Genomic DNA, 1,671 nt, shown 5'->3' with positions numbered 1-1,671 from the left:
GGCTTGCTCGCGAAGAGGGCGTGCCAGACACCCTGTTCGTTGAATGATACTCCGCCTTCGCGAGCAAGCCCGCTCCCACAGGAATCTGCCGGAGTTTAAGCCCCGGCAGTTTAAAGATCTGTCTGAAACGCGCATCTCGCCTGCTTCACGTTGAAGTTGAGGCAGATTCAGCTTGGCGGCCCAGACGCGACAACAGCAGCCGATCCAGCAGCCAGACCAGCACCAGCGAAGCGCCCACCAGCGGAAAGATCACTGCCAGCACCAGCATGATCGCCACCCCGGTTTTCCATTTCGGGAGGTCATGGCGCAGCGGCGGCACGCCGAATTTGCCCTGCGGACGACGCTTCCACCAGATCACCACACCGCTGACGGCGCTGAGCAGAATCATCAGGCAGATCAGCAGCACGACGATCTGGTTGAAGGTGCCGAACATCTTGCCTTCATGCAGCATCACGCCGATTTCCGTGGCCCGCGCGACTGCGCCGTACTGCTCGAAACGCACATCGGCGAGGACCTTGCCGGTGTACTGATCGACATGCAGGGTCGCATCGTTACGCGGGTCGTCGGCGAACACGGCGATGGTGAACACACCGGTCGCGGTGGTTGGCAGGGTGATGCTGTAGCCGGGTTCGACCTTGCGTTCAATGGCGATGTTCTGCACCTCTTGCAGGCTGATCGCGGGTGCGGCGGGGCCGTGTTGCATGCCGCCGTGGGCCATGTGTTCGGCGTGGTCGCCGGACATCGGCATCGGCGTGTTTTCCATCGCCCATGGCACGGTCTGGCGCGCGGCGTTATTGAGGCTGCCGGCCTCGACGTCGGAGGTCGGCACGTTGTTCCACATCGCGGCCGGGAACACGTTCCACACCTGCGCATATTGCTTGCCCCAGAAGCCGGTCCAGGTCATGCCGCTGAGCAGCATCACCAGCAGCAACGCTGCGCCCCAGAACCCGGTGACCGCGTGCAGATCACGCCACAACACCCGGCCGCGACTGTTCAGCCGTGGCCACAAGATGCCGGCGGCCTGACCCCGCGGCCACCACAGGAACACCCCCGACACCACCAGCACCACGCCCCAACCGGCGGCGAGTTCGATCAGGCGATCACCGAGCGTGCCGATCATCAATTCGCCGTGAATGGCGCGGGCGACGGCTTGCAGATTTTTCTTCGCATCCTGCTCGCCGAGGATGTCGCCGTGGTACGGATCGATGAATACGTTGAGTTCATGACCCTCATTCTTGACGACAAACTGAGCACTGCGTTCGGCGTTGGCCGGCGGCAGGTATTGGCTGATCTGACCCTGTGGATAAGCGCTCTTGAGCCGTTGCAGCAGATCATCGGCCGGCACCATGTGATGCCCGGCGGGGACGTTGAGCAGGCTGCTGTACATCAGCGAATCGAGCTGCGGTTTGAACAGGTAGATGATGCCGGTCAGGGCCAGCATCACCATGAATGGCGCGACGAATAATCCGGCATAGAAATGCCAGCGCCAGGCCAGGTTGTAGAAGTTCGGTTTGGGCTTTTGCATCACGTTTGCTCCGCTTGGCTTGGATCTTTTCGTTGTTCTGTATGGGGAGTTTCACCACTGCACTCCTGTGGGAGCGGGCTTGCTCGCGAAAGCGTCGTGTCAGGCGCCACCCATGCTGGATGTACCGCCGTCTTCGCGAGCAAGCC

At 61.8% G+C, this 1,671-nt stretch carries 1 protein-coding gene; it reads right to left on the bottom strand.

Features of this window, described 5'->3' with window-relative positions; genetic code table 11:
- Positions 1 to 145 precede the first annotated feature (145 nt).
- The gene (locus QMX91_RS31040) at positions 146 to 1,525 is read right to left on the bottom strand and encodes a PepSY domain-containing protein (protein WP_282413902.1); all 1,380 of its coding nucleotides are present in this window, start codon (positions 1,523 to 1,525) and stop codon (positions 146 to 148) included.
- Positions 1,526 to 1,671: the final 146 nt, after the last annotated feature.

Source organism: Pseudomonas sp. PS01299 (assembly GCF_029960145.1).
GTDB lineage: Bacteria > Pseudomonadota > Gammaproteobacteria > Pseudomonadales > Pseudomonadaceae > Aquipseudomonas > Aquipseudomonas putida_A.
This window is presented reverse-complemented; position numbering and strand designations above follow the sequence as displayed.

What these genes read in the sequence shown, in the direction of transcription:
- QMX91_RS31040 (WP_282413902.1), bottom strand. Translation starts at nt 1,525, where the DNA reads ATGCAAAAGCCCAAACCGAACTTCTACAACCTGGCCTGGCGCTGGCAT.